Below are 26,606 nucleotides of genomic sequence, written 5' to 3' on the forward strand. Positions count from 1 at the left end.
AAGTCGGGCGGAGTACAGTGAACCTCCTATGACCGACCACGACCCTCTCGACCCGATCGACGCTCCGAGCGATGGTGCCGGCCCCGATGCGGGGGCGGATGCGGTGGCGCGCGTCCTCGCGAACGCCGAGTCGCGCGCGCGCTCGGTGACGCTGCACGGCGCGGCGGCCCTGCAGGAGGACGCGAGCTACTCCTCCGATCGCGACGGCGAGCAGTTCGACCGGGAAGACCGCGCCGCGCTGCGCCGTGTGCGGGGTCTCTCGACCGAGCTCGAGGACGTCACCGAGGTCGAGTACCGCCAGCTGCGGCTCGAGAACGTCGTGCTCATCGGCATCTACGCGCAGGGTGACCTCGACGACGCCGAGAACTCGCTGCGCGAGCTCGCGGCCCTCGCCGAGACGGCGGGAGCCGTGGTGCTCGACGGGCTGCTGCAGCGGCGCCCGCATCCCGACCCCAGCACGTTCCTCGGCAAGGGCAAGGCCGCCGAGCTCGCCCTCGTCGTGAAGGAGCTCGGGGCCGACACCGTCATCGCCGACACCGAGCTCGCGCCGAGCCAGCGCCGAGCGCTCGAAGACGTCGTCAAGGTGAAGGTCATCGACCGCACTGCGGTCATCCTCGACATCTTCAGCCAGCACGCCAAGAGCCGCGAGGGCAAGGCGCAGGTCGAGCTCGCGCAGCTCGAGTACCTGCTGCCGCGGCTGCGCGGCTGGGGCGAATCGATGTCGCGCCAGGCCGGTGGCCAGGTGGGCGCGGGAGGTGCGGGCATGGGAAGCCGCGGACCGGGTGAGACGAAGATCGAGCTCGACCGCCGCCGCATCAACACGCGCATGGCGAAGTTGCGGCGCCAGATCAAGGGCTTCGCGCCCGCGCGGGCCGCGAAGCGCGCCAACCGCGACCGTTACGCCGTGCCGAGTGTCGCGATCGCCGGCTACACCAACGCAGGCAAGTCGAGCCTGCTCAACCGCATCACGCGCGCGGGCGTGCTCGTCGAGAACGCGCTGTTCGCCACGCTCGACCCGACCGTGCGCAAGTCGACGACGCCGGACGGCCGTCCGTACACGATCGCCGACACCGTGGGCTTCGTGCGCAACCTGCCGCACCAGCTCGTCGAAGCCTTCCGATCGACGCTCGAGGAGGTCGCCGAGTCCGACGTGATCCTGCACGTCGTCGATGGCGCGCATCCCGACCCTGCGGCGCAGTTGGCGACCGTCCGCGACGTCATCGGCGACGTCGGGGCGCGCGAGCTGCCCGAGCTCATCGCCGTCAACAAGAGCGATCTGCTCGGTGACGACGCGCGGCTGCTGCTGCGCGGGCTCGTGCCCGATGCCGTGTTCGTCTCGGCGAAGACGGGCGAGGGCATCGACGAGCTGCAGCGGCGCATCGCCGAGCTGCTGCCGAACCCCGAGGTCGAGCTGACCGTCATCCTGCCGTACGACCGCGGCGACCTCGTGTCACTGCTGCACGAGCGCGGGCGCATCATCGAGACGAGCTACGTCGAGTCGGGGACGCGCGTGCACGCGTTCGCGACGCCCGAGGTCGCGACGCTCGTCGAGCCGTTCGCGGTCGCCGAAGCGCTGTAACCGGCCGGCGTCCACGGGGCGCTCGCGACAGGATGGGCGGCCTCAGACCGAGCGCAGCACCGCCACGACCTTGCCGAGCACGGTGGCGTGGTCGCCGAGGATCGGCTCGTAGGCCGAGTTCTGCGGCAGCAGCCAGGTGTGGCCGTCGCGCTGCTTGAAGACCTTGACGGTCGCCTCGTTGTCGAGCATGGCGGCGACGATCTCGCCGTTCTCCGCCGTGTTCTGCTGCCGCACGACGACCCAGTCGCCGTCGCAGATCGCGGCGTCGATCATCGAGTCGCCGACGACCGTCAACATGAAGAGCTCGCCCTTCCCGACGAGCTGCCGGGGGAGCGGCACGACCTCTTCGACCATCTGATCGGCGGTGATCGGGATGCCCGCGGCGATCCGCCCGACGAGCGGCACCATGGCGGCGTCGCCGACCGAGGGGCCGGGCAGCGCGTCGGAGTCGACCGCGTGCGCCGGGTCGGGCTCGAGGTCGATGAGCACTTCGAGGGCCCGCGGCCGGTTCGGGTCGCGACGCAGGTAGCCGCTCAACTCGAGCTGCCCGAGCTGGTGCGAGACGCTCGAGAGGGAGGCGAGGCCGACGGCCTCCGCGATCTCCCGCATGCTCGGCGGATACCCGCGCCGGGCGACCGAGGCCTGGATCACGCCGAGGATCTCGCGCTGCTTGTCACTCAGGGTCGTGCGCCGGCGAGTGCCGCCCACGGCCTCGGGCGCGCCCTCGATCGGCGAGTCCTTCTGATCCTCAGCCATGTCGGCTCCGTTCTGACCAATGTCGGTGGTCGGGTGTGGAGTACTCCCGAACCCTCGAAACTCTATCCACGAGCGAGGCCCATTTCAAACATCTGTTCGAGTGTGTCGCGGTTCTGGAGCGGAAATCGGTTCGAGGGCTTGAAACTGTGTTCGATCGAAGGTATGTTCGGAACACAGGTTCGCATCCGATTCTCCCGGCCGAGAATCGGATGCATCCCCCCCGGCGGCCCCCCGGCGCCGGGGGGACCTGTACCACCAGCACCGCAGCCCCACCTCGAGAAGGGTCGACACCATGAGCGCCATCACCTACGGCACCGCCGTCCGCACCGCTCCCGTCGTCACGACCCGCCTGCGGCTCACGCGTCGCGGTCGTGCGGTCATCGCGGCGCTCGTCTCGCTGCCGCTCGTGATCGCCCTCGTCTCGATGACCCTCAACGGCGGGGGCGCCACGGCGACCTCGGGCGACGTCGTCGTCGCGACCGTCACGGTCGAGGCGGGCGAGTCGCTCTGGTCGGTCGCTGCCGCGATCGCGCCCGAGGCTTCGACGGCCGACGTCGTCGCCGACCTGATCGCCGTGAACGACCTGTCGAGCGCCGAGCTGCTGCCCGGCCAGGTGCTCATCGTGCCTGCGCGCTACGCCGACTGAGCGGCCCAGGATGGCCGCCCCGGCGGCGACTACGATGAGCGGGTGACGAGCCTCGCCGACCTGCCGATCCGTGACGACTTGCGGGGCCAGACACCGTATGGCGCGCCGCAGAAGGCGGTGCGCATCGCGCTCAACGTCAACGAGAACACCCACCCGGTTCCGGTCGAGATCATCGCGCACGTCGCGGCCGCGGTCGAGCGAGAGCTCCACGCGGTCAACCGGTACCCCGACCGCGAGTTCACGCTGCTGCGCGAGCACCTCGCCGCCTATCTGAGCAGCAGTGGTGGAGGCGCGGCCGCCCCCGTGCTGCCCGAGCAGGTGTGGGCCGCGAACGGCTCGAACGAGGTCATCCAGCACATCCTGCAGGCCTTCGGCGGGCCGGGTCGCCGCGTGCTCGGGTTCCCGCCGACCTACTCGATGCACTCGATCATCGCGGCCAGCACGGGAACCGAGTGGGTCGCGGGCGACCGCGACGCCGGCTTCGCCCTCAGCCCCGAGACCGCGGTCGCGGCCGTGCGGCGAACCGACCCCGACATCGTCTTCCTGTGCGCGCCCAACAATCCCACGGGCACCCCGCTCGGGCTCGACACGATCGCGGCGGTCTACGAAGCGAGTCGCGGCATCGTCATGGTCGACGAGGCCTACGCCGAGTTCATGCCGGAGGGGCAGCCCGACGCGCTGAGCCTGCTGCCCGGCCGCGAGCGCCTCGTCGTCTCGCGAACGATGAGCAAGGCCTTCGCGTTCGCGGGCGCCCGTCTGGGCTACCTCGCCGCCGACCCTGCTGTCATCGACGCGCTGCGGCTCGTGCGCCTGCCCTACCACCTCTCGGGTCTCACGCAGGCCGCCGCGGTCGCGGCGCTCGAGCACGCGCCGACGATGCTGCGCACGGTCGGCGCGATCCGCGAGCAGCGTGATCGACTGCTCGTCGAGCTCACCCGACTCGGGTACGACCCGCACGACAGTTGGGCGAACTTCGTGCTCTTCGGCGGTGTGGCCGACCCGCACGCGACATTCGAGCACCTGCTCGCGCATGACATCCTCATCCGCGACGTGGGGCTGCCGAACCACTTGCGGGTGACGGCGGGCACCCCCGCTGAGACCACGGAGTTCCTCGACGTGCTCGCTAGGATGAACCAGTGAGCACCCCCCGCATCGCCGAGCTCCGGCGCGAGACCAGCGAGTCGTCGATCGAGTTGCGCCTCGACCTCGACGGCACGGGACGTTCATCGATCTCGACGACCGTGCCGTTCTTCGACCACATGCTCACGGCCTTCGCCAAGCACGCCCTCGTCGACCTCGACATCGCGGCGAGCGGCGACACCGACATCGACGTGCACCACACGGTGGAGGACACGGGCATCGTCCTCGGCACGGCGATCGCGCGCGCGCTCGGCGACAAGGCTGGCATCGCGCGATTCGGTGACGCCCTCGTGCCGCTCGACGAGGCGCTCGCTCAAGCCGTCGTCGACGTGAGCGGCCGGCCCTACCTCGTGCACTCGGGCGAGCCCGCCGGTTTCGAGCACCACCTCATCGGCGGCCACTTCACCGGATCGATGGTGCGCCACGTCTTCGAGGCCATCACGATGCACGCGGGCCTCACCGTGCACCTCACGGTGCTTGCCGGTCGCGACCCGCACCACATCGCCGAAGCCGAGTTCAAGGCCTTCGCACGCGCATTCCGCACCGCCGTGCAGCCGGATCCGCGCGTGCACGGCGTGCCCTCGACGAAGGGCGCGCTCTGAGCATGAGCGCTCCCCTCGTGGTCGTGCTCGACTACGGCTCGGGCAATGTGCACTCGGCGGCCAAGGCCGTCGAGGCCGCGGGCGCGCGCGTCGAGCTGACGGCCGATCGTGAGCGCGTGATGGCCGCCGACGGGCTCCTCGTGCCCGGCGTGGGCGCTTTCAGCGCGGTGATGGATGCTCTGCGCGCCGTCCGCGGCGACGAACTCATCGATCGCCGGCTCGCGGGCGGGCGTCCGGTGCTCGGCATCTGCGTCGGGCAGCAGGTCATGTTCGAGCGCGGAGACGAGCGCGGGGTCGTGACCGAGGGGCTTGCGCAGTGGCCCGGCACCGTGTCGGCACTGCGGGCGCCGACGGTGCCCCACATGGGCTGGAACACGGTCGACGCGCCCGAGGGCTCCCGGCTCTTCGACGGCCTGCACGACGAGCGCTTCTACTTCGTGCACTCCTACGCCGCGCACGAGTGGACGCTCGACCCGCACCCGGCCATCCCGGCCCCGATGGTGACCTGGGCCGAGCACGGTGAGCGCTTCATCGCCGCGGTCGAGAACGGCCCCTTGACGGCGACGCAGTTCCACCCCGAGAAGTCGGGAGCGGCCGGGCTGCGGCTGCTGGCCAACTGGCTTCGAACGCTCTGAGAACCGGCTGAGGGCGAGGGTGCCCGCAGAACGGAGTACGATTCTGTGTTTGGCCGCGCCGCACGCGCTGCCGCCCCCTGACCCGATCAGAAAGCCTTCGATGAGCGAGTTCTCGACAATCCCCGCCCTCACGCTGCTGCCGGCGGTGGATGTCGCCGGAGGCAAGGCCGTGCGTCTGACGCAGGGCGAGGCCGGCACCGAGACGAGCTACGGCGACCCGATCGACGCGGCGCACGAGTGGGCCGACCAGGGTGCGGAGTGGATCCACCTCGTCGACCTCGACGCGGCGTTCGGCCGCGGCAGCAACCGCTCGATCATCAAGAAGGTCGTCAAGACGACCCCGCGCAACGTCAACATCGAGCTCTCGGGCGGCATCCGCGACGACGCGACCCTCGAGGCCGCGCTCGCGACGGGCGCCAAGCGCATCAACCTCGGCACCGCCGCGCTCGAGAACCCCGAGTGGGCGGCCCACGTCATCGCCGAGTACGGCGAGGCGATCGCGGTCGGGCTCGACGTGCGCGGCACGACCCTCGCGGCTCGTGGCTGGACGGAGGAGGGCGGCGACCTGTGGGCCGTGCTCGAGCGGCTCGAGGCGGCGGGCTGCGCGCGCTACGTCGTTACCGACGTCACGAAAGACGGCACGCTGAAGGGCCCGAACCTCGACCTGCTGCGCTCGGTCATGGAGCGCACCCACCGTCCGGTCATCGCCTCGGGCGGTGTCTCGAGCCTCGACGATATCGCCGCGCTGCGCGAGCTCGTCCCGCTCGGCCTCGAGGGTGCCATCGTGGGCAAGGCGCTCTACGCGGGCGCGTTCACCCTGCCCGAAGCACTGGATGTCGCGGGCCGCTGACTCGGCCGGCCAGCCTTGGGAGGGGCGGCACTTCGCGCCGAACCCCAGCGCGGCCGACGACGGCTCCGCTCCCGCCGCCTATCTCGAGGCGATCGCGCGATTGCGCGCGGGGGAGTGCTCGCTCGTCGAGGTCGTCGACGTCGTGCGCGGCTGCCGATTCCTCATTCCGCTCGTCGCCGTGGCGGGCGAGACGGGCCTGACCGACGACGGCCTGCTCGTCGACAAGACGCAGGAGCTGTCGATCATCACGGTCGCCGGTCCCGATGGCCGCCCCGTGCTGCCCGTCTTCTCCTCCGTCGACGCCATGCGCCACTGGCGACCGGATGCGCGTCCCGTGCCCGCCGACGCCGTGCGCGTCGCCCTGGCCGCAGCCTCGGAGCGCACCGATCGCATCGTGATCGACGCGCGCTCGACCGAGTCGCTCCTCGTGGTGCCGCGGCCGGCCGTGTGGGCGATCGCGCAGGGCGTGCCGTGGCTGCCCGCCGTCGACGACCCCGCGGTGCTCGAGGCGGTCGCGCGGCCCGCGGCGCAGCATCCCGAGATCTGGGCGGTCTCACTCGTGGCGGGCGACCCGCAGGGGCGAGGAGAGGCGGCCGAAGTGGTCGTGCGCCTGGGCGTCGAGCAGAGTGCGACGCCGGAGCGGGTGCGGGAGGTCATCGCGGCACTCAGCGCGCAGTGGGCGCAGGATGCGACCGTCGCTGAGCGCATCGACTCGCTCTCGGTCCAGCCGGTCGCGGCTGCGCGCCCGGAGTCGGTCTAGACCCCGGACTGGCTAGTTGACCGGCCCGGTGAGCTTCTCGCCCGGGCCCTGACCGGGCGCGTCCGGGAACGGCGAGGCCTCGCGGAAGGCGAGCTGCACCGAGCGCAGGCCGTCGCGCAGCACTCGAGCGTGGTGGTCGCCGAGCTCGGGAGCGGCGGCCGTGATGAGTCCCGCGAGAGCCGTGATGAGCTTGCGCGCCTCAGCGAGGTCGATCTCCTCCTCGCCGTGCTCCGACAGGCCGCACTTGACCGCCGCGGCGCTCAGCAAGTGCACGGCGACGGTGTTGATGATCTCGACGGCCGGAACCTCGGCGATGTCGCGCGAGGGCTCGGTGTCGGTGGGGTTCTCGCTCATGAGACCTTTCACCTGCTATCGTTATGCGGGCTCCGGGGCCAGATCCCCGGTACGAAAGTGGAGAATCCTCCCACCCGCGCTTGACCGACTACCAGGTTACCGGGTCGAATCACCCCGTTCGACGGCTGCGAAGCCGCGCGAAGTCCGTGGGTGGTGCTGGCCGTGCGCCAGGGATGCTCTCTCCTCTTCCGTGAAGAATCACCACTGATCCGTCCGGATCATGACAGAGGAGAATCGCATCAGCGAACCGAGAACGAACGACCGTATCCGCGTCCCCGAGGTCCGTCTTGTGGGCCCCGCTGGTGAGCAGGTCGGAGTCGTCAAGATCGAGGTTGCCCTGCGCCTGGCGCAGGAGGCCGACCTCGATCTCGTCGAGGTCGCCCCCAACTCGAAGCCGCCCGTGGTCAAGATCATGGACTACGGCAAGTTCAAGTACGAGGCGGCGCAGAAGGCCAAGGAGGCCCGTCGCAACCAGGCGAACACCATCCTCAAGGAGGTGCGCTTCCGCCTGAAGATCGACAAGCACGACTACGAGACCAAGCGCAAGCGCGCCGAAGGCTTCCTGCAGGCCGGCGACAAGGTCAAGGCCATGATCCTGTTCCGCGGGCGCGAGCAGTCGCGCCCCGAGCAGGGCGTCCGCCTGCTGCAGCGTTTCGCCGAAGACGTCGCCGAGTTCGGCACTGTCGAGTCGACGCCCATGATCGACGGCCGCAACATGGTCATGATCATCGGCCCGCTGCGCAACAAGGCCGATGCGAAGGCGGAGCAGCTCGCGCAGCGCGCGGCCTCGAAGGCGGCGCGCAAGGAGGGTGAGGCGGCTCCGAAGGCCGACGCGCCTGCCGAGCGCGAGCCCGTCGCGGCTCCGGCCGCCGAGGCGCCCGTCGCCCCGGTCGAGACCGTTGTCGAGACCGTTGTCGAGGCGGTTGCCGCGTCTGCTGCTGAGGCGCCGGAGGAGGCACCCGCTGGGGCGGAGAAGCCCGCTGCCGCCAAGAAGCCGGTTGCCGCCAAGCCTGCCGCTGCTTCAGCCAAGCCTGCCGCTGCCGCCAAGCCCGCCGCTGCCGCCAAGCCGGCCGCCGCTGCGAAGCCGGCCGCCGCTGCCGCCAAGCCGGCCGCGGCTGCCAAGCCCGCCGCCGCCAAGCCCGCCGCCGCGAAGCCCGCTGCCGCGCCCAAGCCCGCCGCGTCCGCGTAACCCGCGCCGCGCATCCAACCGAGAAGAAACGAGGAAGCAATGCCCAAGCAGAAGACGCACTCCGGTGCCAAGAAGCGCTTCAAGCTGACCGGCACCGGCAAGGTCATGAAGCAGGGTGCAGGCATGCGCCACAACCTGGAGAAGAAGTCCAGCGAGACCACCCGTCGCCTCAACCGCGAGGTCGTCCTCGCGCCGCAGGACGCCAAGGTGATCAAGAAGCTCATCGGCAAGAAGTAAGACCCGAGAAACGATCTGAAGGACTAACGAAATGGCAAGAGTCAAGCGGGCCGTCAACGCCCACAAGAAGCGTCGGGTCATCCTCGAGCGGGCCGAGGGCTACCGCGGCCAGCGGTCGCGTCTCTACCGCAAGGCCAAGGAGCAGGTCACCCACTCCCTCGTCTACGCGTACCGCGACCGCCGGGCGAAGAAGGGCGAGTTCCGCCGCCTCTGGATCCAGCGCATCAACGCCGCCGCGCGTGCCAACGGCATGACCTACAACCGCCTCATCCAGGGCCTCGGCCTGGCCGGCGTCGAGGTCGACCGTCGCATGCTCGCCGAGCTGGCCGTCAACGAGCCCGCCGCGTTCACGGCCCTCGTGAAGGTCGCCAAGGAGGCCCTCCCGGCCGACACCTCGGCGCCCAAGGCCGACGCGGCCTGATCCGCGCCACTCGCAGCACCGTCGACGCGGCGCGCTCCTCTGGGGGCGCGCCGCGTCTGCGCGTTCACCCGGTGTTAAGCCCGGTCTCGCTAGCATGACGCCTGTGATCGACAACCCGCGCTCGCCCCGCGTGCGCGCGGCGGCGAAGCTCGCGAAGAAGAACCAGCGCGCTGAGACCGGGCTGTTCCTCATCGAGGGCCCGCAAGCGGTCGCCGAGGCCCTGCAGTTCCGCCCCGACCTCGTCACCGAGGTCTTCGCGACCGCTGCGGCCCTCGATCGGCATCCGGCGATCGCCCGCGCGGCGACGGCGGCGGGCCTGCGCATCGAGACGGTGACGGATGCCGTGCTCGAGACGATCGCCGACACCGTGACCCCGCAGGGGGTCGTGGCCGTGTGCCGACAGTTCCCGATGGCGCTCGACGAGCTGCTCGCCGCGCGGCCGCGCCTCGTGGCCGTGCTCGAGGAGGTGCGGGATCCGGGCAACGCGGGCACGATCATCCGCGTCGCCGATGCCGCGGGAGCCGACGCGGTCATCCTCACCGGCTCGAGCGTCGACGTCTTCAACCCCAAGGTCGTGCGGGCCACGACGGGGTCGCTCTTCCACCTGCCCGTCGTGGTCGGCGTACCGCTCGCCGCGACCCTCGAGCGCCTGCGCGGCCTCGGCACGCGCATCCTCGCCGCCGACGTCTCGGGCGACGACCTGCTCGACGTGCGCTCCGACGGCCACCTCGACGGGCCCACGGCGTGGCTCTTCGGCAACGAGGCCCGCGGGCTCACCGACGAGCAGCTCGCGCTCGCCGACCGTGCCGTGATCGTGCCGATCTACGGCCGGGCCGAATCCCTCAACCTCGCGACGGCCGCCGCGGTCTGCCTCTACGAGAGCGCCTTCGCGCAGCGCGCGAGCGCGGCCGCGCACCCGCACTAAACTCGTGTCTCGTGCCGTCCAGCCCTGAAAGCCCCGACTCCGCCGCGAACACTGCCGCCGCGATCACCGAGACCGCGGTCGAGTCCGCCGTCGATGCCGCGCTTGCGGCGATCGCCGCCGCCGCCGATACCGCTGCGCTCAAGGCCGCCAAGACCGCCCACGCTGGCGAGGCCTCGCCGCTCGCAGGGCTCAACGCTCTGCTGCGCGATGTTCCGGCCGACCAGAAGGCCGCGCTCGGCAAGCTCGTCGGGCAGGCCCGCGCGCGCGTCGGTCAGGCCGTCGCGGCCCGTGAGGCCGAGCTCGCGGTGGCCGAAGAGCAGGCGCGGCTCGCCGCGGAGGCGATCGACGTGACGGCGATCGCGCCGCTCGGGCTCACGGGCGCTCGCCATCCGCTCACGACGCTCATGGAGCAGATGAGCGACATCTTCATCGCCATGGGATGGGAGGTCGCCGAGGGCCCGGAGCTCGAGAACGAGTGGTTCAACTTCGACGCCCTCAACATGGACGCCGACCACCCGGCCCGCGGCACGCAAGACACCTTCTTCATCGAGCCGGAGGACCGCCACCTGCTGCTGCGCACGCAGACGAGCCCCGTGCAGGTGCGCTCGCTGCTCGACCGTGGCGTGCCGCTCTACGTCGTCTCGCCCGGCCGCGTGTTCCGCAAGGACGAGCTCGACGCGACGCACACGCCCGTCTTCCACCAGCTCGAGGGCATCGCCATCGACAAGGGCCTCACGATGGCGCACCTGCGCGGCACGCTCGAGCACCTCGCCCGTGCGGTCATCGGCGAGGGCGCGCGCATTCGCTTGCGCCCCAACTACTTCCCGTTCACCGAGCCGAGCGCCGAGCTCGACGTGTGGCACCCCACCTTCAAGGAGGGGCCGCGCTGGATCGAATGGGGCGGATGCGGCATGGTCAACCCCAACGTGCTGCGCGCCGCCGGCATCGATCCCGAGGTCTACCAGGGCTTCGCCTTCGGCATGGGTATCGAGCGCACGCTCATGTTCCGCAACGGCGTGAGCGACATGCGCGACATGGTCGAGGGCGATGTTCGCTTCTCGCAGCAGTTCGGAATGGTGGTCTGATGCGCATCCCGCTCTCGTGGCTTCGCGAGCACGTCGACCTGCCCGCCACGGGCGATGCCATGGCCGACGCCGAGGCGCTGCACGCCGCCCTCGTCAAGGTCGGCCTCGAGGAGGAGACGATCCACGGGGTCGCCCTCACCGGCCCGATCGTCGTCGGCCAGGTGCTCGAGTTCGTCGAGGAGCCGCAGGCGAACGGCAAGACCATCCGCTGGTGCCAGGTGCTCACAGGCCCGGGGGAGACCCGGGGCATTGTGTGCGGCGCCCGCAACTTCGCGGTCGGCGACAAGGTCGTCGTGACGCTTCCGGGGGCCGTGCTGCCCGGACCGTTCCCGATCGCGGCACGGAAGACCTACGGGCATGTCTCGGACGGCATGATCGCGAGCGCCCGCGAGCTGGGCCTCGGCGATGAGCACGACGGCATCCTGCGCCTCGCGACGCTCGGCCTCGACCCCGAGGTCGGCACCGACGCGATCGCCCTGCTCGGCCTCGATGACCTCGCCGTCGAGGTCAACGTCACGCCCGACCGCGGCTACGCGCTGTCGATCCGCGGCATCGCCCGCGAGTACGCGCACTCGACGGGGGCGGCGTTCCGCGACCCCGCGACGGCGCTCGACCCGGCACCCGCGGAGGGCTTCCGCGTCGCCATCGACGACCGCGAGCCGATCCGCGGTCGCCGCGGCTGCGATGTCTTCGTCACGCGCGTCGTGCGCGGCATCGATCGATCGCGTCCGACGCCCGCGTGGATGGTCTCGCGCCTCGAGCTCGCCGGCATCCGCTCGATCTCGCTCGTCGTCGACATCACCAACTACGTCATGCTCGAGCTCGGCCAGCCGATCCACGCCTACGACTTCGCCGCCTTGCGCGGCGGCATCATCGTGCGCCGCGCCGTCGCGGGTGAGACGCTCACGACGCTCGACGGCCAGACCCGCACGCTGCACCCGGAGGACCTGCTCATCACCGACGACTCCGGCGCCATCGGCCTTGCGGGCGTCATGGGCGGGGCGACCACCGAGATCGGTGACGCCACCGTCGACGTCCTCGTCGAGGCCGCCCACTTCGAGGCCGTCTCGATCGCGCGCACGGCTCGTCGTCACAAGCTGCCGAGCGAGGCCTCCCGCCGCTTCGCCCGCGGCGTCGACCCGCTCGTCGCCGAGCCCGCCGCGCAGCGCGTCGTCGACCTGCTCGTCGAGCTCGCCGGCGGCACCGCCGATGCCCTCGGCTCGCGCTGGATCGACGCTGCCGCTCCGGCGCCCATCCACCTCGCCGAGGGCTTCGTCGACGCCCTCATCGGCGTCGACTTCTCGCTCGACGAGATCACCGACTCGCTGACGGCGATCGGATGCTCGCTCGAGGTGCAGACCGATGGCTGGCAGGTCACCCGGCCGAGCTGGCGCCCCGACCTCATCGATGCCCCGTCGCTGGCGGAAGAGGTCGCGCGCATCGTCGGCTACGACCGCATCCCGGCGGTGTTGCCGGTCGCTCCGCCCGGGCGCGGACTCACGCGCTCGCAGCGCGTGCGTCGTGCCACCGCGAACGCGCTCGCGGCCGCGGGCCTCACCGAGGTGCTCGCCTACCCCTTCGTCTCGGCCGACGACATCGCCCTGACCGACGGGGATGCGCCGAGCGTCCAGCTCGCCAACCCCTTCGACAGCGACACGGGCCGTCTGCGGCGCAGCCTCATCCCGGGGCTTGCGCGCATCGCGCACCGCAACATCGCGCGGGGGCTCACCGACCTCGCGCTGTTCGAGATCGGCGCGGTGTACCTGCCTGCGGCGGGTGCGCAGTACGGGGTCGACGCGGTGCCGGGCATCCAGCAGCGGCCGGAGGGCCCGGTGCTCGACGCGCTCGAGCACAGCATCCCGCCCCAGCCCTGGCACCTCGCCGCCCTGTTCGTGGGCGATCGTCGCGGCCGCGGCATCGGCCAGGCCGCCGAAGCGGCCGGCATCGCCGACGCACTGGATGCGGCGCACGCGGTCGCCGCCGTCGCGGGCGCCGTGCTGCGCGTCGAGACCGGCGCGCACCCCGCGCTGCACCCCGGGCGCACGGCCGCGCTGCTCGTCGGCGAAACCCTCGTCGGGCACGCGGGCGAGCTGCTGCCCGCCGCGGCACTCGAGCGCGACCTGCCGCGCCGCGTCGGGGTGCTCGAGCTCGACCTCGAGGCGCTCATCGCCCTCGGCTCGAGCCAGGTCGAGGCGGGCACGATCGCCGCCTACCCGGCCGCGACGCAAGACCTCTCGGTCGTCGTCGCCGAGTCGGTGCCCGCGGGCGCCGTGCGCGCCGCGGTCATCGAGGGCGCGGGACCCCTGCTCGAGTCGGCGACGCTCGTCGACGACTACCGCGGCACGGGGCTCGAGGCGGGCACGAAGTCGGTGACCCTCGCGCTGCGCTTCCGCGCCGCCGATCGCACGCTCACGGCCGCCGAGGCGACCGAGGCGAAGCTGGCCGGCCTCGCGCTCGCGAGCGAGCGGCTCGGCGCCACGCTGCGCGCCTGAGCCGCTCGCTCACCGAGCGGGGCGTCGGCTACTTGCGGCCGCCGCCGAGCAGACCGCCGAGCGCGCCCGCGATGAGGTCCTGACCCTGGGGGCTCGCGATGAGGCCGCCGAGCAGGTCGCCCAGCGGGTTCGCGGGGGCCTCGGGCTCGGCCTTCGCGGCGGGCTGCTCCTGCTTGCTCGCGAACTGGTTGGCCACGAACGCCAGCACGATGGGGGCAACGATCGGCAGCACCTGCGCCACGATCGCGCCGATGTCGACGCCGTCGGCCTTGGCCGGCGCCTTCTTCGCCGCGGCGACGGCCACATCGGCCTTCTTCGCGCCGAAGACGTTCGCCACGATCTTCTCGCCGTCGGCCTCATCGACATCGGCGAGCGAGCGCGGAGCCTTGCCCTTGTGCTTGCCGAGGGCCTTCTCGATCGACTTCGCGCCGCCCTCGTCCTTCGCGTTCGCGGCGAGCCCGCCCACGATCGCGGGCACGGCCACGGCCACGGCGGCCTCGGCGATGCTGCGGTCGACGCCGAGCTTCTCGGCGATATCGCCGACGGGGATCATGCTGATGAGGCCGCTGAGGTCGTCCATTCCTGCTCCTTCGATGCCGGGTACGCGCGCACGCGATCCGTCGCGTCGCTGGCTCATCGTATTGTCTGGAAGAGTGAAGGGCATGACCTATTCCGTGGCGGTCGCCGGAGCCAGCGGGTACGCGGGCGGCGAGGTGCTGCGCCTCATGGCCCAGCACCCCGAGCTCGAGGTTCGCACGGTCACGGCCCACAGCAATGCGGGGCAGCCGCTCATCGACGTGCACCCGCACCTGCGCTCGCTCGCGCACCTGGAGTTTGTCGAGACGACGCCAGAGCGCCTCGCGGGCCACGACGTCGTCGTGCTCGCCCTGCCGCACGGCGCCTCGGGTGCCATCGCCGCCGAGCTGCCGCCCGAGACGCTCGTGCTCGACTGCGGCGCCGACCACCGGCTGACGAGCGCGGCCGACTGGGCGCGGTACTACGGCGGCGAGCACCACGGCGCGTGGGCCTACGGGCTGCCCGAGCTGATCCACGCCGACGGCGCGCGGCAGCGCGAGGTGCTGGCAGGCGCGCGGCGCATCGCGGTGCCCGGGTGCAATGTCACCGCGGTGACCCTCGGGCTCGCGCCGGGCATCCGCAGCGGCGTCATCGAGGCGCACGACGTCTCGGCCGTGCTCGCCGTCGGCCCGAGCGGCGCGGGCCGCTCCCTGCGCACCGATCTGCTCGCGAGCGAGCTGCTCGGCTCGGCGTCCGCGTACGGCGTCGGGGGAGTGCACCGGCACATCCCCGAGATCCTGCAGAACCTCCGCGTCGCGGGCGCCGCCGATCCGACCATCTCGTTCACGCCCGTGCTCGTGCCGATGGCCCGTGGCATCCTCGCCACCGTCACGGCGCGGCTCGCCCCGGGCGCGGATGCCGCGAGCGCGCGCGAGGCGTGGGAGTCGGCGTACGCCGCCGAACCCTTCGTGCACGTGCTGCCCGCGGGCCGCTTCCCGGCCACCGCGTCGACAGTCGGGGCGAACACGGCCCTCATGGGGCTCGCGGTCGACGACGACGCGCAGCGCGTCGTGGCGGTCGTCGCGCTCGACAACCTCGTCAAGGGCACCGCGGGCGCCGCCATCCAGTCGCTCAACCTCGCGCTCGGCGTGCCCGAGACGCTCGGCCTTCCCGTGAACGGAGTCGCCCCGTGACCGTCACCGCTCCCGCCGGCTTCGACGCGGCCGGAGTCGCCGCCGGGCTCAAAGCGAGCGGAGCCGCCGATCTCGCCCTCGTCGTGAACCGCGGCCCGCGCCGCGCGGCCGCTGCGGTGTTCACGAGCAATCGCGCGAAGGCCAACCCCATCCTGTGGTCGCAGCAGGTGATCGCCGACGGCGAGGTCGCCGCGATCGTGCTCAACTCCGGGGGAGCGAACTGCTTCACGGGGGCCGAGGGCTTCCAGACCACGCACGCGACCGCGGAGGCCGTCGCCGAGGCCCTGCAGGTGAGCGCAGGCGACGTGCTCGTGTGCTCGACCGGCCTCATCGGCGTGCAGCTCGACCGCGACGCGCTGCTCGCGGGCGTGACCGCCGCGGCCGCCGGCCTCGGCGCGCACGGCGACGCCGCGGCCCGCGCCATCATGACCACCGACTCGGTGCCGAAGACGGTTGTGATCGAGGGCCCCGGCTACTCCATCGGCGGCATGGCGAAGGGCGCCGGGATGCTCGCTCCGGGTCTCGCCACGATGCTCGTGGTGCTCACCACCGACGCCGACCTGCCCGCCGCCGAGCTCGACCGGGCGCTCCGCGCCGCCACGCGCGTGAGCTTCGACCGGCTCGACTCCGACGGCTGCATGTCGACCAACGATCAGGTGACGCTCATGGCGAGCGGAGCATCCGGCGTCACCCCCGATCTCGAGGCCTTCACCCTGCTGCTCATCGACGCGTGCATGGCGCTCGCCCTGCAGCTGCAGGCCGACGCCGAGGGGGCGAGCCACGACATCCAGATCCACGTGCGTGGCGCCGCGACGGAGGACGACGCGGTCGAGGTCGGCCGCTCGATCGCCCGCAACAACCTGTTCAAGGCCGCGGTGTTCGGCAACGACCCCAACTGGGGCCGCGTCCTCGCCGCGATCGGCACGACGAGCGCTCCCTTCGACCCCTACGCGGTCGACGTCACGATGAACGGCGTGCGCGTGTGCCACGCCGGCGCGCCCGATCGGCCGCGCGACGAGGTCGACCTGAGCCCTCGCCTGCTCACCCTCGAGGTCGAGCTGCACGCGGGTGATGCCGCGGCCATGATCCTGACCAACGACCTCACGCACGACTACGTGCACGAGAACAGCGCCTACGCGAGCTAGGGCACGATGAGCGAGCTGAGAGACCCCGCGACCGTCGCCGACGACCACGCCCAGGCGGCGGTCAAGGCGGCCACCCTCATCGAGTCGCTGCCGTGGCTGCAGCGGTTCCGCGACCGCATCGTCGTCATCAAGTTCGGCGGCAACGCCATGGTGAGCGACGAGCTGCAGCGCGCCTTCGCGCAAGACATGGTCTACCTGCGCACGGTCGGCCTGCGACCCGTCGTCGTGCACGGCGGCGGCCCGCAGATCTCGGCGATGCTCGAGAAGTTCGGCATCGAGAGCGAGTTCCGCGGCGGCTACCGGGTGACGAGCCCCGAGGCCATGGAGGTCGTGCGCATGGTGCTCACGGGCCAGATCAGCCGCTCGCTCGTCAGCCTCATCAACGAGCACGGGCCGTTCGCCGCTGCGATCTCGGGGGAGGACGCGGGGCTCTTCCGCGGCCGCCGCCGCGGCGTCGTGGTCGACGGGGTCGAGGTCGACCTCGGGCTCGTGGGCGATGTCGTGGGGGTCGACCCCGCCGCGGTGCTCGCGCAGCTCGACGCGGGGCGCATCCCCGTCGTCTCGTCGATCGCGCCCGACGGCGACACGCCGGGTCAGAGCCTCAACGTCAATGCCGACTCGGCCGCCGCGGCGCTCGCCGTCGCGCTCGCCGCCGAGAAGCTCGTCATCCTCACCGATGTCGCGGGGCTCTACCGCGACTGGCCCGACACCTCCTCGCTCGTCTCGTCGATCGACGCCGACGAGCTGCGGGCGCTGCTGCCGCGCCTCGAGTCGGGCATGATCCCGAAGATGGCCGCGTGCCTCGAGGCCGTCGACGGCGGTGTCGGCAAGGCGGCGATCATCGACGGGCGCGTGCCGCACTCGATCCTGCTCGAGATCTTCACGCAAGACGGCATCGGCACCGAGGTCACCGCCGCGGACGGCGCCGCACGATGACGGGTCCGCTGGTGTCAGGAACGGAGACGGATGCCGTGCGCGCGCGGTTCGCGCACGTCGCCATGCGCTCGGCCCCGGCCCCGATGGCCGTGTTCGATCACGGGCGCGGGGCGCTCGTATGGGATGTCGACGGGCGGGAGTACCTCGACTTCCTCGCCGGCATCGCGGTCAACTCCCTCGGCCATGCGCACCCCGTGATCGTCGAGGCGCTCGCCGCCCAGGCAGGGCGCCTCGTGCACGTCAGCAACTACTTCACGACGCCGCAGGCCGTCGCCTTCGCCGAACGGCTCGTCCGCCTCACGGGGTTCGGAGCGACCGGGCGGGTGTATCCCGCCAACTCGGGCGCCGAGGCGATCGAGGCGGCGCTCAAGCTCGCGCGCCGCACGGCGCGGCCGCGCATCCTCGCCTTCGAGCAGGGCTTCCACGGCCGCACGATGGGCGCCCTCGCCCTCACGGGAAAGCCGGCGCTGCGCACTCCCTTCGAGCCCATGGTGCCGGGCGTCGAGCACCTGCCCACCGACCTCGCCGCGCTCGAGGCGGCGATGGGGCCGGATGTCGCGGCGCTCGTGCTCGAACCCATCAAGGGCGAGGCCGGCGTCGTGCCCCTGCCGCCGGGGTTCCTCGCCGAGGCCCGGCGGCTCACGCGGGCGAGCGGAACCCTGCTCATCGTCGACGAGATCCAGACCGGAGCGGGCCGCACGGGCGACTGGTTCGCGTTCCAGCACGAGCTCTCGGGCGACGATCTGCCCGACGCTGTCGTCGTCGCGAAGGGCATCGGCGGGGGAGTGCCCGTGGGGGCGCTCGTCACGCGCGGCGCCGCGAGCGAGCTGTTCACGCTCGGCCAGCACGGCTCGACCTTCGGCGGCAATCCGCTCGCGACGGGGGTCGCCGATGCTGTGCTCGCCGAGATCGAGCGGAGTGACCTCGTCGGTAACGCGGCTCGGCGCGGCGAGCGGCTCAGAGCGGGCATCCTGAGCCTGGGCTCGCCGCTCGTCGCCGAGGTGCGCGGCCGCGGGCTGCTGCTCGGCGTCGGGCTCACCGCCCCGGTCGCCCCGCGCGTCGTCGCCGAGGCCCTCCACCGCGGGCTCATCATCAACGCGGCGAACGACGAGAGCATCCGCCTCGCGCCGCCGCTCATCATCGGCGATGCTGAGATCGACCGGTTCCTGACCCTGTTCGCTGCGAGCCTCACGGCCGCCCAGCTGGAAGTCGTCTCCCCATGACCGCACACGCCCCCGCCGCCCGCCACTTCCTGCGCGACGACGACATCACGCCCGCCGAGCAGGCGCAGATCCTCGATCTCGCCGCGCAGATCAAGGCCGACCGCTGGGCGCGCACGCCGCTCGCCGGCCCGCAGACGGTCGCCGTCATCTTCGACAAGTCGTCGACCCGCACGCGCGTGAGCTTCGCGGTCGGTATCGCCGACCTCGGCGGGGTGCCGCTCATCATCTCCACGGCGAGCAGCCAGCTCGGCGGGAAGGAGACCCCGAGCGACACCGCCCGCGTGCTCGAGCGCATGGTCGCCGCGATCGTCTGGCGCACCTACGCGCAGGCAGGGCTCGAGGAGATGGCGGCCGGCACGACGGTGCCCGTCGTCAACGCGCTCAGCGACGACTTCCACCCCTGCCAGCTGCTCGCCGACCTCCTGACGATCCGCGAGCACCGCGGCGAGCTCGCGGGGCTCACGGTCGCGTTCCTCGGCGACGGGGCGAGCAACATGGCGCAGTCGTACCTGCTCGCGGGCGCGACCGCGGGCATGCACGTGCGCGTGGCCGCTCCCGCGTCGTTCGCCCCGACCGCCGCGGTCGTCGCCGATGCCGAGCGCCGCGCGGCCGAGACCGGCGGCTCGATCATGGTCACGACCGACCCGGTCGCCGCCGTGACGGGTGCCGACGTCGTCGTCACCGACACGTGGGTCTCGATGGGCAAGGAGGACGAGAAGGCGCACCGCGTCGCGACCTTCGGCGCCTACCGGGTCGACCCCGCGATGATGGCGCACGCGACGCCCGACGCGCTCTTCCTGCACTGCCTGCCGGCCGATCGGGGCTACGAGGTGACGGCCGACGTCATCGACGGTCCGCAATCCGTCATCTGGGACGAGGCCGAGAACCGCCTGCACGCGCAGAAGGCCCTGCTCGTGTGGCTGCTCGAGCAGTCCGGCGGCGCGCGATGAGCGGCGCCACGAACGAGGGCTCGCTCTGGGGCGGCCGCTTCAGCGACGGCCCGTCGCCCGAGCTGCAGCGGCTGAGCCGCTCGACCCAGTTCGACTGGCAGCTCGGCGGCTACGACATCCGGGGTTCGCGTGCGCACGCTCGCGCTCTCGCCGCGGCTGGCTACCTCACCGACGACGAGCTGGTGCGGATGCTCGAAGGACTCGACGACATCGAGGCCCGCTGGGCAGACGGTCGCCTGCAGCCCCGGCCGGAGGATGAGGACGTGCACGGTGCCCTCGAAGCGGCCCTCGTGGACGCGGTCGGCGCCGAGCTGGGCGGCCGCCTGCGCGCGGGCCGCAGCCGCAACGACCAGATCGCGACCCTGATCAGGCTGTACCTGCGCGACCACGGTGCCGTGATCGCGCGCGAGGTGCGGTCGCTCATCGAGGCGCTCGCCGCGCAGGCGGACGCGCATCCCGATGCCGTCATGCCCGGCCGCACGCACCTGCAGCACGCGCAGCCGGTGCTGCTGGCGCACCACCTGCTGGCGCACGCCTGGCCGCTCGTGCGCGACCTCGAGCGCCTGCGCGACTGGGCAGCCCGCTCCGATCGCTCGCCCTACGGCGCCGGCGCGCTCGCCGGATCGAGCCTGGGCCTCGACCCCGCCCTCGTGGCGGCCGAGCTCGGCTTCAGCGGGCCGACCGAGAACTCGATCGACGCGACGGCGAGCCGCGACCTCGTCGCCGAGTTCGCCTACATCGCGGCGCAGCTCGGCGTCGACCTGTCGCGACTGGCGGAGGAGATCATCCTCTGGAATACGCGCGAGTTCGGCTACGTGACGCTGCACGACGGCTACTCGACGGGATCGTCGATCATGCCGCAGAAGAAGAACCCCGACATCGCCGAGCTCGCGCGCGGCAAGGCCGGCCGGCTCATCGGCGACCTCACCGGGCTGCTGTCGACTCTCAAGGGCCTGCCGCTCGCCTACAACCGCGACCTGCAGGAGGACAAAGAGCCGGTCTTCGACGCGGTGGAGACGCTCGAGGTGCTGCTGCCGGCGTTCACGGGCATGGTGGCGACCCTGCGCTTCGACACCGAGCGCATGGCGGCCCTCGCGCCGCAGGGCTTCTCGCTCGCGACCGATGTCGCCGACTGGCTCGTGCGGCAGGGCGTGCCGTTCCGCGAGGCGCACGAGATCTCGGGCGCGCTCGTCGCGCACTGCGAGCGGCACGGCCTCGAGCTGCACGAGCCGAGCGACGACGAGTGCGCGGCGATCGACGCGCGCCTCACGGGCGACGTGCGCACCGTGCTGACGGTCGAGGGCTCGATCGCGTCGCGCTCGGGTGCGGGCGGCACAGCGCCGTCGGCGGTCGCGGCCCAGCGCGTCCACCTCGCCGAGCGGCTCGCCGCCCTCGCGTAGCGCCGTGCGCCTGCTCGACGACGACCCAGTCGCGGTTGCGCCGCTCCTGCTCGGGGCGGTGCTGCACGGCCGCGATGTGAGCGTGCGGCTCACCGAGGTCGAGGCGTACCGCGGGGTCGGCGCCGACCCCGGCTCGCACGCCTTCCGCGGCCCGACCCCGCGCACCGAGCCCATGTTCGGCCCCGCGGGCACGGTCTATGTGTACCTCAGCTTTGGGCTGCACCGCTGCCTCAACCTCGTGTGCGGTGCCGCCGGCGAGGCCGGCGCGGTGCTGCTGCGCGCGGGCGAGGTCGTCGCGGGTGCCGAGCTCGCCGCCCGGCGCCGTGCGGCCGCGGCACCCCGCCGCGCGGGCGCCTGCGCATCCCGCATCATCGCGCCCCGCGACCTCGCCCGGGGGCCGGCGCGCCTGGCGACGGCGCTCGGAGTCGAGCTGTCCGACGGCGGCGGGATGCTCGCCGCAGGCCCGCCGCCCCCCGAGGGCTTCGCCCTCGAGCCCGGCCCGCCGCTGCCGCCCGAGCGCATCGCCACGGGCCCCCGCGTGGGGGTGAGCGGTCTCGGCGGCACCGTCGAGTTCCCCTGGCGATTCTGGCTCGCGGGGGATCCCACGGTGTCGGTCTACCGCCCGGCGGCCCGCGGAGGCACGACTACGCCAGCACGATGAGCGCGGCGCACACGCCCGCCCAGAGCGTGCTCACTAGCGTGCCGATGATGAATCGCTCGGTCGCCGCACCGGCGTCGAGGTCGCGGAACCGGCCGAGGCCCTTGATGGCTATGAGCGCGCCGACGAGCTCCCAGCGGCCGAGCAGCACGGCAGCGACGACCACGGCGCGCTCGAGGTAGCCGATCGTCGTGCCGCCGCGCAGCACCTCCCGCGTCGGCTGCGTGGTGCGCGCGGTGGCGGGCGCGGCGCCCGCGACGGGCACGATGATGCCGCCGTGCTCGCCCGAGGGGGCGCCGTCCCGCGTCGCCGCGGCGAGCACGAGGGTGACGACCGGCCCGCCCGCGATGATCGCGACAGCGACGAGGCAGAGGGGCAGGATGCTCGCCGCGAGCCCCACGGGCCGTGCATCGAAGCCGAGCGCGAGCGCGAGGGCCCCGACGCCCACGACGATGATCGCGGGCACGACCAGCCGCGGACGTCCCGTCGCGGGCGCGAGCAGCGCGAGGGCGGTCACGAGCACGAGAAGCAGGGCGACCCCGATCCACCCGGGGGCGGTGATGACGGAGACGATCGAGGGGGCGAACGGCATCAGGCGGGTGCTCCTTCGGGGGTCATGGCCTCCACGGTAGCGCCGAGGTCGGCGAGCAGTGCGACGAGTGCACGGCGGGCCTCCCCATCGACCCGCAGTCCGGCGGCTCGGGCTCGCTTGCTCGTCGCCTGCGGCGTCACGCCGAGTCGTTCGGCCGCCTCGGCCTGGGTGAGCCCCGTCTCGATGAGATCGTGCAGTTGCCAGCCGGCGGGACTCCAGCGCGCTCGGTGCGTCAGCAGCAGGTCGATGAGCGCCCCGAGGTGCTCGGCGCGGGCTCCCGCGCCCCCGGCGCCGACCGCTGCGAAGCGCCCGGGCCGGCGCGAGGCCTGCTCGATCCCCGCTCGGGCCGAGGCGAAGGCCGGTCCACTCGCTTCGCGCACGCTCGTGGGCAGGGGCATCCGCACGGCGCCGATGCCCAGGCCGACCCGCCAGTGCGGGGAGCGCAGCAGATGCAGGGCGGTCTCCAAGGCGACCGCGGCGTCGCTGGTCAGTGCTTGCAGCTCGTCGCCCGCGGTGCGCTCGGGGAGGAGCGGATAGTGGTCGCCGAAACGGTCGACGAGCTCGACGAGCGCGCCCGCGACGCGATCCGCGTCGCCGCTGCTGCCGATCTGGTCGGCGATGATCACGAACACGGAGCCTCCTCGCAACCTCCGAGGGGTGATTCCCTCAGCATCAAGCCTACAGGGGTGATTCTTCCGGAATCCACCTCCTGCCGCTGATACGCTGACGCGGTGACCGCCGCCCCCGACCCCGACCGCACCGTGACTCTCACGCCACCGCAGAACGATCCGAGTTTCGAGACTGTGTGGGACGAGATCGTCTGGCGCGGTCTCGTGCACGTCTCGACCGACCCCGACTCCCTGCGCACCGCGCTCGGGGGCGAGTCGATCACCTACTACTGCGGCTTCGACCCGACCGCAGCGAGTCTGCACCTCGGCAACCTCGTGCAGCTGTTGCTCATGCGGCGCCTGCAGCTCGCCGGCCACCGACCGCTCGCGCTCGTGGGCGGCTCGACGGGGCTCATCGGCGACCCCCGCCCGTCCGCCGAGCGCACGCTCAACGATCGCGAGACGGTCGCCGAGTGGGTGGGGCGCCTGCAGAGCCAGGTCAGCCGGTTCCTGAGCGCCGAGGGGCCGAACGGCGTCACGCTCGTCAACAACCTCGACTGGACAGCGGGCCTGAGCGCCATCGACTTCCTGCGCGAGATCGGCAAGCACTACCGCGTCGGCACGATGCTCAAGAAAGACGCGGTGGCCTCACGTCTCAACTCGGAGGCCGGCATCTCGTACACCGAGTTCAGCTACCAGATCCTGCAGGGCTACGACTTCCTCGAACTGCACCGGCAGCACGGGTGCGTCCTGCAGACCGGCGGCAGCGACCAGTGGGGCAATCTCACGAGCGGCACCGATCTCATCCACCGGGTCGAGGGCCGGAGCGTGCACGCCATCGGCACCCCGCTCATCGCCAACAGCGACGGGACGAAGTTCGGCAAGAGCGAGGGCAACGCGATCTGGCTCGATGCCGAGATGTGCAGCCCCTACGCGATGTACCAGTTCTGGCTCAACACCGACGATGGCGACGTCATCGATCGCCTCAAGGTCTTCACGTTCCTCGGGCGGGCCGAGATCGAGCAGTACGCCGAACTCGTGCGCGACGAGCCGTTCCGCCGAGCGGCGCAGAAGCGGCTCGCTCTCGAGGTGACGGGCATCGTGCACGGTGCCGACGCGGTCGCGGCGGCGATCGCGGCGTCCGCGGCGCTCTTCGGCGAGGGTGACCTGTCGGCACTGGATGCTCCGACGCTTGCCGCCGTGATCGCCGAGCTGCCCTCCGCCGAACTGGGGGAGTCCGACACGGTGGTGCATGCCCTGGTCGCCACGGGGCTGTGCTCGAGCGCCAGCGAGGCCCGACGCGCGATCGCGCAGGGCGGTGTCGCCCTCAACAACGTCAAGGTGTCGAGCGACGAGGCGACCCTCGCCGGCGCCGCGCTCGCGGGCGGCGCGGCCGTGCTGCGACGTGGCAAGAAGACGCTCGCGGGGCTCGTTCTGCGCTGATGGGCGGCGGCCCGGATGCCCGGAAACGAGCGCGACACGCCCGGGATTCGCCCAAATTTGCCCCGCACCCGTACGAACCGTAATCTTCTAACTCGTCACCCCAAAGGTGCGGCAAGCCGAAGAGCGAGCCGGCCTCAAGCGGGACCAGATCCTCCAAGACAGAGCAGCCACTTGCTGGTGCGCTCATCGCCAAGTAGGATTGCGAATCCGCCCGGCACGATCCTTCGGATCAGGCCACGGGCAGTCGGACTCGGTTCGCCGAGATCGCCGATTTGCGCCGGGAAGCCGGGGCGGATACATTAGGGAAGTTGCCCAGTTGCGACAGCCGAGAGGCTGGAGGTCTGGAGCGTCCGATCCTTGAGAACTCAACAGCGTGCACTAAGTCAATGCCAAATAACCTCGTCGGCTGACCTCGGTCAGTCGTCAGAGATTCCTTTGGATTGAAACAAGAATGTCAGTAGATATTCGAACTTCAGTCAGACAAACTCGTCACCGCTCAGACCTCGGTCCGGTGGTGACACTAGATGTGCCGGCAGCCCTCGGGCAGCCGTGCAATCAAACATTTACGGAGAGTTTGATCCTGGCTCAGGACGAACGCTGGCGGCGTGCTTAACACATGCAAGTCGAACGATGAAGCCGGAGCTTGCTCTGGTGGATTAGTGGCGAACGGGTGAGTAACACGTGAGTAACCTGCCCTTGACTCTGGGATAAGCGTTGGAAACGACGTCTAATACCGGATACGAGCTGGGACCGCATGGTCACCAGCTGGAAAGAACTTCGGTCAAGGATGGACTCGCGGCCTATCAGTTAGTTGGTGAGGTAACGGCTCACCAAGACGACGACGGGTAGCCGGCCTGAGAGGGTGACCGGCCACACTGGGACTGAGACACGGCCCAGACTCCTACGGGAGGCAGCAGTGGGGAATATTGCACAATGGGCGCAAGCCTGATGCAGCAACGCCGCGTGAGGGACGACGGCCTTCGGGTTGTAAACCTCTTTTAGCAGGGAAGAAGCGAAAGTGACGGTACCTGCAGAAAAAGCACCGGCTAACTACGTGCCAGCAGCCGCGGTAATACGTAGGGTGCAAGCGTTGTCCGGAATTATTGGGCGTAAAGAGCTCGTAGGCGGTTTGTCGCGTCTGCTGTGAAAACCCGAGGCTCAACCTCGGGCCTGCAGTGGGTACGGGCAGACTAGAGTGCGGTAGGGGAGATTGGAATTCCTGGTGTAGCGGTGGAATGCGCAGATATCAGGAGGAACACCGATGGCGAAGGCAGATCTCTGGGCCGTAACTGACGCTGAGGAGCGAAAGCGTGGGGAGCGAACAGGATTAGATACCCTGGTAGTCCACGCCGTAAACGTTGGGAACTAGATGTAGGGACCATTCCACGGTTTCTGTGTCGCAGCTAACGCATTAAGTTCCCCGCCTGGGGAGTACGGTCGCAAGACTAAAACTCAAAGGAATTGACGGGGGCCCGCACAAGCGGCGGAGCATGCGGATTAATTCGATGCAACGCGAAGAACCTTACCAAGGCTTGACATATAGAGGAAACGGCTGGAAACAGTCGCCCCGCAAGGTCTCTATACAGGTGGTGCATGGTTGTCGTCAGCTCGTGTCGTGAGATGTTGGGTTAAGTCCCGCAACGAGCGCAACCCTCGTCCTATGTTGCCAGCACGTAATGGTGGGAACTCATGGGAGACTGCCGGGGTCAACTCGGAGGAAGGTGGGGATGACGTCAAATCATCATGCCCCTTATGTCTTGGGCTTCACGCATGCTACAATGGCCGGTACAAAGGGCTGCAATACCGTAAGGTGGAGCGAATCCCAAAAAGCCGGTCTCAGTTCGGATTGAGGTCTGCAACTCGACCTCATGAAGTTGGAGTCGCTAGTAATCGTGGATCAGCAACGCCACGGTGAATACGTTCCCGGGCCTTGTACACACCGCCCGTCAAGTCATGAAAGTCGGTAACACCCGAAGCCAGTGGCCCAACCGCAAGGAGGGAGCTGTCGAAGGTGGGATCGGTGATTAGGACTAAGTCGTAACAAGGTAGCCGTACCGGAAGGTGCGGCTGGATCACCTCCTTTCTAAGGAGCATCTGCTGTCTCGCTCCGGCGAGTGCAGCCAGAAGCCAGATCTGAGACGCCTGTTCTCAGCTGGTAGCTCATGGGTGGAACATTGACTTTGGTGGTCGGCGAACGCCGGCGGCTCAGTACTCCCCTCGGGGATGGAAACGCTGCCGACAGGAGCCGGCCACATGCACGCTGTTGGGTCC

Annotated in this window: 26 protein-coding genes and 1 rRNA gene; 22 read left to right on the forward strand and 5 right to left on the reverse strand. The window is 71.0% G+C overall.

Annotated features, from left to right (window positions below; all coding sequences use genetic code 11):
• Window positions 1-28 precede the first annotated feature (28 nt).
• Window positions 29-1,579 (forward strand): GTPase HflX, encoded by a 1,551-nt coding sequence (gene hflX, locus NNL39_RS10390; RefSeq protein WP_255159212.1) that lies wholly within the window; start codon window positions 29-31, stop codon window positions 1,577-1,579.
• A 42-nt stretch (window positions 1,580-1,621) separates the two neighbouring features.
• On the opposite strand, the gene lexA is transcribed toward hflX, so the two are convergent.
• A complete protein-coding gene (gene lexA / locus NNL39_RS10395) occupies window positions 1,622-2,335 on the reverse strand; it encodes a transcriptional repressor LexA (RefSeq protein ID WP_255159213.1) in 714 nt (237 codons plus the stop codon).
• Between the two features lie 292 nt (window positions 2,336-2,627).
• Here lexA and NNL39_RS10400 point away from each other — a divergent pair, with 292 nt between their 5' ends.
• The 6 genes from NNL39_RS10400 to NNL39_RS10425 all read left to right on the forward strand — a co-directional run bounded on the left by NNL39_RS10400 (window position 2,628) and on the right by NNL39_RS10425 (window position 6,968).
• Window positions 2,628-2,981 (forward strand): LysM peptidoglycan-binding domain-containing protein, encoded by a 354-nt coding sequence (locus NNL39_RS10400; RefSeq protein ID WP_255159214.1) that lies wholly within the window; start codon window positions 2,628-2,630, stop codon window positions 2,979-2,981.
• A gap of 42 nt (window positions 2,982-3,023) precedes the next feature.
• Window positions 3,024-4,121, forward strand: coding sequence for a histidinol-phosphate transaminase (locus tag NNL39_RS10405; RefSeq protein WP_255159215.1), 1,098 nt, complete (start codon window positions 3,024-3,026; stop codon window positions 4,119-4,121).
• Complete coding sequence (gene hisB / locus NNL39_RS10410) at window positions 4,118-4,723, forward strand: imidazoleglycerol-phosphate dehydratase HisB (protein ID WP_255159216.1); 606 nt, start codon at window positions 4,118-4,120, stop codon at window positions 4,721-4,723. Before NNL39_RS10405 ends, hisB begins: the two co-directional genes overlap by 4 nt.
• Before the next feature lie 2 nt (window positions 4,724-4,725).
• Window positions 4,726-5,358, forward strand: coding sequence for an imidazole glycerol phosphate synthase subunit HisH (gene hisH, locus NNL39_RS10415; RefSeq protein WP_255159217.1), 633 nt, complete (start codon window positions 4,726-4,728; stop codon window positions 5,356-5,358).
• Window positions 5,359-5,458: 100 nt separating this feature from the next.
• Complete coding sequence (priA, locus tag NNL39_RS10420) at window positions 5,459-6,208, forward strand: bifunctional 1-(5-phosphoribosyl)-5-((5-phosphoribosylamino)methylideneamino)imidazole-4-carboxamide isomerase/phosphoribosylanthranilate isomerase PriA (protein ID WP_255159218.1); 750 nt, start codon at window positions 5,459-5,461, stop codon at window positions 6,206-6,208.
• Window positions 6,192-6,968, forward strand: a complete 777-nt coding sequence (locus NNL39_RS10425) for an SseB family protein (RefSeq protein WP_255159219.1) — start codon at window positions 6,192-6,194, stop codon at window positions 6,966-6,968. Before priA ends, NNL39_RS10425 begins: the two co-directional genes overlap by 17 nt.
• 12 nt (window positions 6,969-6,980) lie before the next feature.
• Here NNL39_RS10425 and NNL39_RS10430 read toward each other — a convergent pair whose 3' ends face one another.
• Window positions 6,981-7,322: a DUF1844 domain-containing protein gene (locus tag NNL39_RS10430; protein WP_255159220.1), complete on the reverse strand. Its 342-nt coding sequence runs from the start codon at window positions 7,320-7,322 to the stop codon at window positions 6,981-6,983.
• Between the two features lie 220 nt (window positions 7,323-7,542).
• Here NNL39_RS10430 and infC point away from each other — a divergent pair, with 220 nt between their 5' ends.
• The 6 genes from infC (at window position 7,543) to pheT (ending at window position 13,671) form a co-directional block, all read left to right on the forward strand.
• On the forward strand, window positions 7,543-8,511 hold the full coding sequence (gene infC, locus NNL39_RS10435) for a translation initiation factor IF-3 (RefSeq protein WP_255159221.1): 969 nt from the start codon (window positions 7,543-7,545) through the stop codon (window positions 8,509-8,511).
• Between the two features lie 39 nt (window positions 8,512-8,550).
• Window positions 8,551-8,748: a 50S ribosomal protein L35 gene (rpmI, locus tag NNL39_RS10440; protein WP_255159222.1), complete on the forward strand. Its 198-nt coding sequence runs from the start codon at window positions 8,551-8,553 to the stop codon at window positions 8,746-8,748.
• Window positions 8,749-8,779: 31 nt separating this feature from the next.
• Window positions 8,780-9,169: a 50S ribosomal protein L20 gene (rplT, locus tag NNL39_RS10445; RefSeq protein ID WP_255159223.1), complete on the forward strand. Its 390-nt coding sequence runs from the start codon at window positions 8,780-8,782 to the stop codon at window positions 9,167-9,169.
• 103 nt (window positions 9,170-9,272) lie between these two features.
• Window positions 9,273-10,094, forward strand: a complete 822-nt coding sequence (locus tag NNL39_RS10450) for a TrmH family RNA methyltransferase (RefSeq protein WP_255159224.1) — start codon at window positions 9,273-9,275, stop codon at window positions 10,092-10,094.
• 11 nt (window positions 10,095-10,105) lie between these two features.
• A complete protein-coding gene (gene pheS / locus NNL39_RS10455; RefSeq protein ID WP_255159225.1) occupies window positions 10,106-11,179 on the forward strand; it encodes a phenylalanine--tRNA ligase subunit alpha in 1,074 nt (357 codons plus the stop codon).
• The gene (gene pheT, locus NNL39_RS10460) at window positions 11,179-13,671 is read left to right on the forward strand and encodes a phenylalanine--tRNA ligase subunit beta (protein ID WP_255159226.1); all 2,493 of its coding nucleotides are present in this window, start codon (window positions 11,179-11,181) and stop codon (window positions 13,669-13,671) included. The genes pheS and pheT overlap by 1 nt, the downstream gene beginning before the upstream one ends.
• 28 nt (window positions 13,672-13,699) lie before the next feature.
• On the opposite strand, the gene NNL39_RS10465 is transcribed toward pheT, so the two are convergent.
• On the reverse strand, window positions 13,700-14,251 hold the full coding sequence (locus tag NNL39_RS10465) for a DUF937 domain-containing protein (protein ID WP_255159227.1): 552 nt from the start codon (window positions 14,249-14,251) through the stop codon (window positions 13,700-13,702).
• 82 nt (window positions 14,252-14,333) lie between these two features.
• On the opposite strand from NNL39_RS10465, the gene argC reads away from it, so the two are divergent.
• The 7 genes from argC to NNL39_RS10500 are packed head-to-tail and all read left to right on the forward strand — an operon-like array spanning window position 14,334 to window position 21,695.
• Window positions 14,334-15,380: an N-acetyl-gamma-glutamyl-phosphate reductase gene (gene argC, locus NNL39_RS10470; RefSeq protein WP_255159228.1), complete on the forward strand. Its 1,047-nt coding sequence runs from the start codon at window positions 14,334-14,336 to the stop codon at window positions 15,378-15,380.
• Window positions 15,377-16,525 carry a bifunctional glutamate N-acetyltransferase/amino-acid acetyltransferase ArgJ gene (argJ, locus tag NNL39_RS10475; RefSeq protein ID WP_255159229.1) on the forward strand — a complete coding sequence of 383 codons (1,149 nt, stop codon included), beginning with the start codon at window positions 15,377-15,379 and terminating at the stop codon, window positions 16,523-16,525. The genes argC and argJ overlap by 4 nt, the downstream gene beginning before the upstream one ends.
• A gap of 6 nt (window positions 16,526-16,531) precedes the next feature.
• On the forward strand, window positions 16,532-17,461 hold the full coding sequence (gene argB, locus NNL39_RS10480; protein WP_255159230.1) for an acetylglutamate kinase: 930 nt from the start codon (window positions 16,532-16,534) through the stop codon (window positions 17,459-17,461).
• Window positions 17,458-18,684, forward strand: coding sequence for an acetylornithine transaminase (locus NNL39_RS10485; protein ID WP_255159231.1), 1,227 nt, complete (start codon window positions 17,458-17,460; stop codon window positions 18,682-18,684). Before argB ends, NNL39_RS10485 begins: the two co-directional genes overlap by 4 nt.
• Window positions 18,681-19,634, forward strand: coding sequence for an ornithine carbamoyltransferase (gene argF / locus NNL39_RS10490; RefSeq protein WP_255159232.1), 954 nt, complete (start codon window positions 18,681-18,683; stop codon window positions 19,632-19,634). The genes NNL39_RS10485 and argF overlap by 4 nt, the downstream gene beginning before the upstream one ends.
• Window positions 19,631-21,034 (forward strand): argininosuccinate lyase, encoded by a 1,404-nt coding sequence (gene argH, locus NNL39_RS10495; RefSeq protein WP_255159233.1) that lies wholly within the window; start codon window positions 19,631-19,633, stop codon window positions 21,032-21,034. The genes argF and argH overlap by 4 nt, the downstream gene beginning before the upstream one ends.
• Window positions 21,035-21,038: 4 nt before the next feature.
• Complete coding sequence (locus NNL39_RS10500; RefSeq protein ID WP_255159234.1) at window positions 21,039-21,695, forward strand: DNA-3-methyladenine glycosylase; 657 nt, start codon at window positions 21,039-21,041, stop codon at window positions 21,693-21,695.
• On the opposite strand, the gene NNL39_RS10505 is transcribed toward NNL39_RS10500, so the two are convergent.
• Window positions 21,679-22,284: a hypothetical protein gene (locus NNL39_RS10505; RefSeq protein WP_255159235.1), complete on the reverse strand. Its 606-nt coding sequence runs from the start codon at window positions 22,282-22,284 to the stop codon at window positions 21,679-21,681. The genes NNL39_RS10500 and NNL39_RS10505 overlap by 17 nt on opposite strands.
• Window positions 22,284-22,916, reverse strand: a complete 633-nt coding sequence (locus NNL39_RS10510) for a DNA-binding protein (RefSeq protein WP_255159236.1) — start codon at window positions 22,914-22,916, stop codon at window positions 22,284-22,286. The genes NNL39_RS10505 and NNL39_RS10510 overlap by 1 nt, the downstream gene beginning before the upstream one ends.
• 99 nt (window positions 22,917-23,015) lie before the next feature.
• Between NNL39_RS10510 and tyrS the strand changes: the two genes are divergently transcribed.
• Together tyrS and NNL39_RS10520 are read left to right on the forward strand one after the other, a co-directional pair.
• Entirely contained in the window at window positions 23,016-24,335 is a 1,320-nt protein-coding gene (tyrS, locus tag NNL39_RS10515) for a tyrosine--tRNA ligase (RefSeq protein ID WP_255159237.1), read from the forward strand.
• A gap of 562 nt (window positions 24,336-24,897) precedes the next feature.
• Window positions 24,898-26,418: ribosomal RNA gene (locus tag NNL39_RS10520) — 16S ribosomal RNA — on the forward strand.
• Window positions 26,419-26,606: the final 188 nt, after the last annotated feature.

Origin of the sequence: Microcella humidisoli (assembly GCF_024362325.1) — a bacterium.
Lineage (GTDB): Bacteria > Actinomycetota > Actinomycetes > Actinomycetales > Microbacteriaceae > Microcella > Microcella humidisoli.